Annotated in this window: 6 protein-coding genes; 5 read left to right on the forward strand and 1 reads right to left on the reverse strand. The window is 42.1% G+C overall.

The window, feature by feature from the left end; translation table 11 throughout:
* Positions 1 to 424 precede the first annotated feature (424 nt).
* On the forward strand, positions 425 to 2341 hold the full coding sequence (locus tag KDK19_RS19145; RefSeq protein ID WP_257292638.1) for a hypothetical protein: 1917 nt from the start codon (positions 425 to 427) through the stop codon (positions 2339 to 2341).
* On the opposite strand, the gene KDK19_RS19150 is transcribed toward KDK19_RS19145, so the two are convergent.
* Entirely contained in the window at positions 2338 to 2505 is a 168-nt protein-coding gene (locus KDK19_RS19150; RefSeq protein ID WP_257254396.1) for a hypothetical protein, read from the reverse strand. The genes KDK19_RS19145 and KDK19_RS19150 overlap by 4 nt on opposite strands.
* Between KDK19_RS19150 and KDK19_RS19155 the strand changes: the two genes are divergently transcribed.
* The 4 genes from KDK19_RS19155 to KDK19_RS19170 all read left to right on the forward strand — a co-directional run bounded on the left by KDK19_RS19155 (position 2489) and on the right by KDK19_RS19170 (position 8963).
* Complete coding sequence (locus KDK19_RS19155) at positions 2489 to 4330, forward strand: hypothetical protein (protein ID WP_257292639.1); 1842 nt, start codon at positions 2489 to 2491, stop codon at positions 4328 to 4330. The two genes, KDK19_RS19150 and KDK19_RS19155, sit on opposite strands and share 17 nt — an antisense overlap.
* Positions 4331 to 4483: 153 nt before the next feature.
* A complete protein-coding gene (locus KDK19_RS19160; RefSeq protein WP_257292640.1) occupies positions 4484 to 5071 on the forward strand; it encodes a hypothetical protein in 588 nt (195 codons plus the stop codon).
* A 177-nt stretch (positions 5072 to 5248) separates the two neighbouring features.
* Positions 5249 to 7012, forward strand: coding sequence for a hypothetical protein (locus KDK19_RS19165; RefSeq protein WP_257292641.1), 1764 nt, complete (start codon positions 5249 to 5251; stop codon positions 7010 to 7012).
* A gap of 172 nt (positions 7013 to 7184) precedes the next feature.
* On the forward strand, positions 7185 to 8963 hold the full coding sequence (locus KDK19_RS19170; RefSeq protein WP_257292642.1) for a hypothetical protein: 1779 nt from the start codon (positions 7185 to 7187) through the stop codon (positions 8961 to 8963).
* Positions 8964 to 9045 lie beyond the last annotated feature (82 nt).

Here is a 9045-nt window from a genome sequence, read left to right on the forward strand (position 1 = left end):
TCTGACAGCAGTGACTCTGACAGCAGCGACTCTGATAGCAGTGACTCTCAGAGCAATGATATTGACAGAGGTAGTCCTGAAGAAATGAATCCTCCTGTCCTTTCAAACCAACTGCTACCGGCGAACTGCTGGCTCGAAGACGTTACTGTTTAAGGCCGTTCCATTTGTGCCCCATAACGTCATTGGCAGTAGCCGGTTCTGCGCTGTTCGAATGCCACTCCCGGGTTTAAGTCCAGATTGTAACTGCCTTGCCTTGTGCACAGGCCTTGAACCTTGGAACTCCAAGCTCTCGGCAATTCCTGCGCTTAGAAAACGGGGTTGCCTGAGCGATCAGGCTGAGTTTGAAGATGCTTAAAATTGGGCACTTCTGCAATCTGTGGACTACTTTATCAGGGCATCCATAAATTAAAAAAGGCAGATGTTGATGAATAACTCCGCTTCCCGATTATCAGCAACCGCAAAGCAATCGATCTTTTTCCATCGTAACATGGCTAATCAGTCGGTTGCCGCTTCCCTTGGCCTCATCATGATGGCTTGCCCCTGCTCAGAACTACTGGCAAAAAATGGTTTATCAACACCATCGGTGGAGAGGCTTGTTTTAGAAAAACCAACAAAAGAGTCCAGCTTTCTGGACGATTTGATTAATCACAATGCTTACGTAGGGAATATCCCTACTTTAGTTCTCAACCCGAATGCGACCAACCTTGTCTTTGCCATGAACTATGAAAATGAGCAAGGCGAAAAAAAGGATGAAAATTCAACAGAACCGGAGGGAGCTACAGCACAGCCGCTGCAATCTTTAATCGAAATTCCTCTCCCCGTGATGCTCCATGGGGTAATTTCCGAAATTATCCGTGCCATAACTACAGATATTAATACAAACCACATTAATATGATGTTGGAGGAAATTCCGGAAACCCCTCCCGAACATGCCCGATCAATTGCAAGCATGATTGATCATTTGATAAAAACTCTTGGCATAACGCTCAACGAAAACCAAAATGCGTTGATTAGTGTTCTGTATGATATTCAGGGCGCCGAATCTCCTGTCGATATAAGCAAACCACAACAACGAGAGAGCCTCGCGATGTTGTTGATGAGTTACTATACAGCCCTCAAGTCAAATGGGTCATCCCCTCAAATGGCTAATGTTTTTTTTAACTCATTCCTGCTTCATGCTGTCGGCTTGTCTGGTATAGGGAGGCTCCATGCCACAAGGGGTAACCTTTTGGGTATAAAAGAACCCATCGAAGATCCCGAACTTTTAAAAGGTAATGTTAAAGAATCCAAAAATGTCTTTTCTGCCCTGAAAATACTCGAAGAAGCGCGCCTTGATTTTTTGCAACAACTGAATTTTTACTCAGAAGACGAAAGATCCAGCGCATCACCCGATCCACTGTTGGCAGCTGCTACCAGCCTTCTCAACTATGGTGTTGAGAAGAACGGGATACCGCTATATAAGCGCAACATAAAATCACATAAACGAATGTTAAAGCTAATAGAATCATATGGTGAAAACAATCCTAAGTTAGTTGCCTCTAACAATCAATTTATGACTTTGATTCATGCCATAAGCATGCTGCTTGATCCTTCCGTTATACAGTTCACAGATTCACATATTGAAAACCTGTTAAGTTATTTTAGAAAATCAAAGTGGTTAGAAACCGACACTGACTCTTCAGACACAACAAGCAAAGAACAGAGGTTATTTGAAGCATTCAAGAAAGTATCAGAAGATGCAAAATACAATGATGGAAATGAAGGTCCTGAATTATTTGGAGAATTACTTCAAGCTCTGAAAGACTTCATAGAGAAACAATTACAAATAGCTTTTACTGAGGCAGATGATTACCAAGTGATAATGGTAACCCTCGGCACAGGATTAGCGAGCCTGCATGAACAATCAAATGATATGTTGGAAATATTTGATAGGCAGATTGACGCAGCCAAAGATGAAAAAGCAGCAGAAGGCCAAGAAGGAGAAGAGCTTAGTAAATATGAGAAGAAGGCACGACACCTGAGAGAACGGATAAGCCACTTGCGAGAATTCGTCGAATGGTTCGGGTCTAACTATGAATTTGCTATGAACAGCCCTCATGAAAGTGGCAGTAGTGAGTCTGAAGGCAATGATGTGGGCAGTACTGATGCTGACAGAGGTAGTGATTCCAACAGAGGTGATGCTGACGGAGTTGATGCTGACGTTGATGCTGACGGAGTTGAAGATGACAGGGTTGAAGCTGACAGGGTTGAAGTTAATGGAGTTGAAGTTAATGGAGTTGAAGTTAACACGATCCCTGCTGACAGAGATGAAGCTGACAGGGGTAATCCTGACGGTGTTTAGTTTGGATACTTTTCCAGTTTTTTCAGACCGGGGCTATCAGGAAATTTGTGCAGATTCAGTTGTAGCATTGCGGTCGAAGTTTTGATGAGGTCAGCAACGGCTTCAATGCAGATATCGCCTGCTCGATAAATCAGGGTTGCCGGGTTCTTGAGTATTACGGTCACAGAGGCGTGGCAGGCGAAACTACCTTATTCAGGGCATTCAAATTCAACAAGGCAGGCGACGATGAGTCATCCCATAGGTCGATTACTAATAGCATCAAAGCCATCAATATTTTTCCATCGTTACAAGGCTAATCATTTGGTTACTGCTTCCCTTGGCTTCATCGTGCTGGCTTGCCCCTGTTCAAAACTGTTGGCAGGAAATCCTTTTTCAACGCCAGTGGCGGCAGAATTTGCTGGAATAAAAACGACAAAAGAGCCTGGCTGCCTGGACGATTTGATTAACCATAATGCTTACATAAGACAAATCCCTCCTTTTGTTTTCAACCCAAATACGACCCATTTTATCTTTGCCATGAATCATGAAAATGAACGAGGCGAAAAAAAGGATGAGTATTCAGAAGAACCGGAGGGGGCTGAAGCACAGCAGCTTAAGCCCTTAATGGAAATTCCGCTCCCGCCAATGAACCATGCACAAATTACTGCCATTATCCAAGGGCTGAATACTGGCTTTGATGAAGACACCCTGAACACTATGTTGAGCTACATTCCGGTAACCCTGCCCGATGAGAGCCTGACCATTGCAAGCATGATCAAGAAAGTGCAACAAGCTCTCCATGTTGAGGCTGACAATAACCAGAACGCAATGATAGAAGTTCTAACGAATATCGTGGGTACCGAATCTCCTGTCGATATGACTAAACCAGAGGATCAACTGAGCCTGGTGATTTTGATGATGAGTTACTACACAGCCATCCATTCAAATGGAGCCACCCCTCAAGTGGCTCATGCTTTTTTTGACTCATTCCTGTTTCACGCCACTGATTTTTCTGGTATCAAGAGACTTCATGCCAGAAAAGCTGGCCTTTTAGGTACAATAGCATCAATAAAAGATCACGAAATTTTAAAAGCAAATATTAAAGAATCTGCTTCAGTCTTCTCTGGCCTGAAGTTGTTGGGAGAAATGCGCCTTAAGATTTTGCAACAATTGGACAATCTACCAGAAGCTGAAATTTCTGAGGCATCAGTAGACCCCATGTTATTAACCGCTTCCTCTTTGCTCAACTATGGGATTGATAAGAACCTAACACCGCTTTATCAGCATGATATAAAATCAGCCGAACAAATTTTAATGCTCATACAAGAGTATGTTGAGAAAAATCCTGAATCAGTTGCCTCTAATATTAAGTTCATGAGTTTTCTATATTCTTCAAGCCTGATTCTTGGTTCTTTCATTAAAAAAATGGTACTTACACAAGGTGACAACATGTCGATTAATTTTAGCAATTCAGATGTTTTAGCTGAGGCTGATCCCGTTATTGACGCTATCGACACGGTGTTTAAAAAACTAACATTAAGTGCAATATCCGAAGAAGTACGAACCGACTCAAAAAAAAACACTGGAAATGAAAACCCTGAATTATTTCGAAAATGGCTTCTAGCCTTAGAAAATCACATATCGACACAATTACAAAAAACGTTTATTGATAAAAATGACTACACACTCGAAATGTTATCTATCTGCTCAACATTTGACTTACTGGAGAGCTACACTACGAAAGCAATGTATCGGCTAACTACTGACAACAACGCCAATGAGCAGGCTGATGGAGCCAAACAAAACAAAACAGCAAAGGGTCAAGAAGGAAAAGAGTTTAGCAACGAAGAGAAAAAGAAGAAGATAAAGCATCTGAAAGCACGGAAAAAATGCTTGGATGATTTCGAAGATTGGTTCAAGACTAACTTTGATTATTCTGTAGACACGCTTTATGGCTCTGAGAATGTTGAGGCCGTCAGAGCTAGTTTTGACGCTAGTTTTGACTATTGACGGTGTTTATTTTTAATCTTCTTCCTGTTCTTTCAGAATAATCGCCACCAACAGCTTCAAAACCCACGTTCTGATCGCCGCGGTCGCGAAAGGCTTATAAGGAAAATCCCCCTCTTTATTCTCAACCCAAATACAACCCACTTTATCTTCTCCATGAACCACGAAAATGAGCAAGGCGAAAAAATGATTGAGGATTCAGAAGAATCGGAAGGAGCTGAAGCACTCCTGCCTCAGCCTTTAATCGAATTTCCGCTCCCGCTAGTCAATGCCACAAGAAACGAAACCGCCAGACGTGTTCAGGCTATCGGTCTTCCTACCACCTTTGCTACTGGCGGTAGAACCAAGTTCAACCGCACTCAGCAAGGATACAAGAAAGAGCAATGGATAGATGCCGCCTGTTTAGGAGAGTCAGGAGCCAGCATATACATACCAGAAAGCACAAAACCCTTAATCATTAAGGCTATGGGTCGTGGATCGAGGCAAATGTGCAGAGTGGACAAGTACGGATTTCCCCGTACAAAGGCTAAAGGCTCAAAACAAGTAAAAGGGTTTCAGACTGGCGATATCGTCAAAGCTATCGTTCCGGCAGGTAAACGGCAAGGAACGTATACAGGACGGGTTGCGGTACGCAGTCGAGGAAGTTTCAACATAGCAAATGGAACGGGAACAATAACCGACATATCCTACAAACACTGTAAGAAAATTCAGTCTACGGATGGTTACGGGTACAGCTTGTCCTAACGGGCAAGTCTATTTTCCCCACCGCACTTACGGTGTCCCCAAATCGAGGCAAAACGATGGCTTAAAACGTAACGTGCAAATTCAGTAATAGCATTGACTGGTGCTTAAAATTCGGCACTGCTGCAGTCCATGTACTAGTTTATGTGCACATTCATAAAATAGAGAAGGCAGGTGTCGATGAGTCATTCCATTTTTCGATTACCTAAAACAGCAAAGCGGTCGATATTTTTCCATCGTGACAAGGCTAGTCAGTTGTTTGCTGCTACTCTTGGCTTTATCACTACGGCTTGCCCCTGTTCAAAACCGATGGCAGAAAATCTCTTACCAACACCAGATGAGGAGATATTTGTCAGAGATGAAGAGACAAAAGAGTCCAGCTTACTGGGCGATCTCATTAACCATAATGCTTATATTGGGATAATCCCCCCTTTTAGTCTCGACCCGAATTCGACCAGCGTTATCTTCGCCATGAACCATGAAAATGAGCAAGGCGCAAAAAAGGATGAGAATTCAAAAGAATCGGAAGGAGCCGAAGGAGAACAACCGCAGTCTTTAATGACGATTCCGCTTCCGCCAATGAGCCATGCAGAAGTGAGTGACATTATCCTGAAGTTAAATACAAGCATTGAGGCAAGCACTTTAAACACTATGTTGAGCTACGTCCCTGAAACACTCCCCAACGAGAGCCTGACCATCGAAAGCATGATTGAGCAAGTACAACAAATTTTCGGTGTTGTGGCCAACAACAACCAGAAAGCAATGATAGAAGTTTTATCTCATATCCGGGGGATCGAATCTCCTGTCAATTTGACCAGACCACAACAAAAACAGAACCTTGCGATGTTGATAGTGGCTTACTACACAGCCATCAATTTAAGTAAATTATCCACTCAAGAGGCTAATGACCTTTTCAACTCATTCCTGCTTCACGCCACGGTCTTGTCTGGTATCGAGAGACTCCGTATCGAAAATGATGAACTTTTAGGTCTGGAAAAATCAATAGATAAACCCACAGAAGATCACAAAGTGCTAAAAGCAACTATTAAAAAATCTGCTGCCGTCATCTATGGCCTGAAATCGCTGCAAGAAATGCGACTTTATTTTTTGCAACAATTGGAGAATGACTTAGCAGCTGAAAAGTCCGACACACCTGTCGATCCAAAACTGAAAGCCACTTTATCTCTGCTCAACTATGGCATTTATAAGAACGGAATAGCGCATTCTCATCGTAATATAGAATCAGCTCAACGAATGCTCTGCCTACTAGAACATAATGGTAAAAAAAATCCTGAGTTAGCAGCCTTAAATATTCAGATCTTAACTTTTATTGATGCCATAAGCCTGATTCTTGATCCTGCCGTTATACAATTCGAAAGTAAACATATTGACAACCTGTCGAGTTATTTTAGCGCATTAAATTCAGATGATCCCACTACCGACTCTTCAGAGACAAGAGACAAACAACAGTCATTATTTGAAATATTCAAAAAGGCACTAACCGACGCAAAAACCAACCCGGGAAATGAAAATCCTGAATTATTTCAAGAATTACTTATAACCTTACAAAAACACATAGAACAGCAATTACTAAAAATTCATGATAATTCAAATGATTACACAACCATAATGCTAACCCTCACCACAGGATTTCAGGATCTGCTGAAACAATCACGCATTATGTTGGCAATGCTTGAGACAACTGTTGAGACCAATGCCAACGATCAGGCTGATGACGCTAAATCCAGCGAGCCAGCAGATGGACAAGAGAGAAAAGAGTTCAGAGAGAAAAAGCAGAAGATCAAACACCTGGAAGAACGAGTAGAATACTTGGTTGATTTCTTCGATTGGTTCTATGATTTTGCCACGAAGTATCCTTATGACTCTGACACTATTGATCCTGACAGATATATTCCTGAAAGTCTTGACGGAGTTTATTTTTAATCTTCTTCCTGTTCTTTCTGACCTGGCCACCAGCAGCGGCTTCACAGCAAACGGCAGGCTCTGAAACGGTAGTGATTTCGGTAGGTCATTTAGCCCCTGCAAATTCGGTGCTGCTGCAACCCATAGACTACTTTTTAACACAGCATCCATAAACCCTTGAAGGCAGGTGTAGATGAGTCACTCCATTGCTCGATTACCTAAAACAGCAAAGCAATCGATATTTTTCCATCGTGATAGCGCCAATCAGTCGGTTGCTGCTTCCTTCTGCATCATCATGATGGCTTGCCCCTGTTCAACACTTCTGGCAGACAATCTTTTTTCAACACCAGTGGAAGAGGGATTTGTTAGAGAAAAAACGACAAAAGAGTTCAGCTTCCTGAATGATTTGATTAATCATAATGCTTATATAGGAAAAATCCCTCCTTATGATCTCAACCCGAATACGAGCAGTCTTATCTTTGCCATGAACCATGAAAATGAGCAAGACGAGAAGAAGGATGAGCATTCAGAAGAATCGGAGGGAGCTGAAGCACGGCAGTTACAACCATTAATGGAAATTCCGCTCCCGCCAATGAACCATGCACAAATGACCGCCATTATCCAGGGGTTGAATGCAGGCTTTGATGAAGTCACCCTAAACACTATGCTGAGCTACATCCCGGTAACCCCCCCCGATGAGAACCTGACAATTGCAAACATGATTCAGCAAGTGATACAAGCCCTCGGCTATACACTCGACAATAGCCAAAGTTTGATGATAGCAGTTCTAACTGACATCCGAGGCACCGAATCACCTGTCGATATTACCAAAACAGAAGATCAACACAACCTCGCGATGTTGATGGTGAGTTACTATATCGCCATCCATTCAAATGAAGCCACCCCTCAAGAGGCCCATTTCTTTTTTAACTCATTCCTGCTTCACGCCGCCGGCTTCTCTGGTATCGACAGACTTGACACCAAAAAAGATGAGCTTTTAGGTGTAAAAGAACCTATAAATGATCGCACAGTTTTAAAAGAAAATATTAAAAAATCTGCCAGATTGTTCGATGGCCTGAGATTGCTGGGAGAAATGCGCCTTACTTTTTTATACATATCGGAGCAATACTCAAAATTTAAAAAGACCAGGGAATCAATTAATCCACTGATAACAGCCGCATTCTCTCTTCTCAACAAAGACGTTAGCAAGAGCAAAAAAATGCTTTATCATAATAAATCTCACTCAGCTCAAACAATGTCCAGGCTGATAAAAAAATATGGTGAAATAAAACCTGAATTAGTTGCCTCGAATAATCAGTTTTTGAGTTTAATTGATGCCATATGTCTGATTCTTGATCCTTACTCTATACAACTCGCAAATACACACATTGACAATCTGGCGACTTACTTTAGCGCATCCAACTGGGATGACACTATTACTCACTCTTCAGAGATAAAAGACAAAGAACAGACATTATTTGGAACATTCAAAAAGGTATTAACCGACGCAAACGACAACCCGGGAAATGAAAATCCTGAATTATTTCGTGAATTACTTCTAGCCCTACAAAAATACATAGAGCAACAGTTACAAAAAACTTTCAATGATTTTAAGGATTGCCAAGTCATATTCGAAAGCCTCTTCACAGGATTTGAAGATCTGCTGAGGCAATCACGCATTATGTTGGCAATGCCCGAGTCAACTCTTGAGCCAGATGTCAACGAACATGCTGATGGACCCAACCTTGGCGAGGCAATAAAGGATCAGGAAGGAAAAGATTTCAGCGAAAAAGAGAAGAAGAAAAAACACCTTGAAGAACGGATAGAACACTTGGTTGAGTTCCTCGATTTTCTCTATGATTTTTCTATAGAGAATATTGACAACATGGACCCTGATAGTCTTTATCCTGCCGCCTGTTATGTTCTTCCTCCCAGCCTTGACGAAGCACTTGAGGACAAATATTACTACTAATTTTCTTCCTGTTCTTCAGGATCGGGTACCACTAGCAGCCTGTCGGACTTAAGCGTCCGTAGCGAGGATTGCAAGAAATTGA

The organism is Endozoicomonas sp. ONNA1, assembly GCF_024606325.1.
In the GTDB taxonomy this organism is placed as follows: Bacteria; Pseudomonadota; Gammaproteobacteria; order Pseudomonadales; family Endozoicomonadaceae; genus Endozoicomonas_A.

What these genes read in the sequence shown, in the direction of transcription:
- KDK19_RS19170 (WP_257292642.1), top strand. Translation starts at nt 7,185, where the DNA reads ATGAGTCACTCCATTGCTCGATTACCTAAAACAGCAAAGCAATCGATA.
- KDK19_RS19145 (WP_257292638.1), top strand. Translation starts at nt 425, where the DNA reads ATGAATAACTCCGCTTCCCGATTATCAGCAACCGCAAAGCAATCGATC.
- KDK19_RS19160 (WP_257292640.1), top strand. Translation starts at nt 4,484, where the DNA reads ATGAACCACGAAAATGAGCAAGGCGAAAAAATGATTGAGGATTCAGAA.
- KDK19_RS19165 (WP_257292641.1), top strand. Translation starts at nt 5,249, where the DNA reads ATGAGTCATTCCATTTTTCGATTACCTAAAACAGCAAAGCGGTCGATA.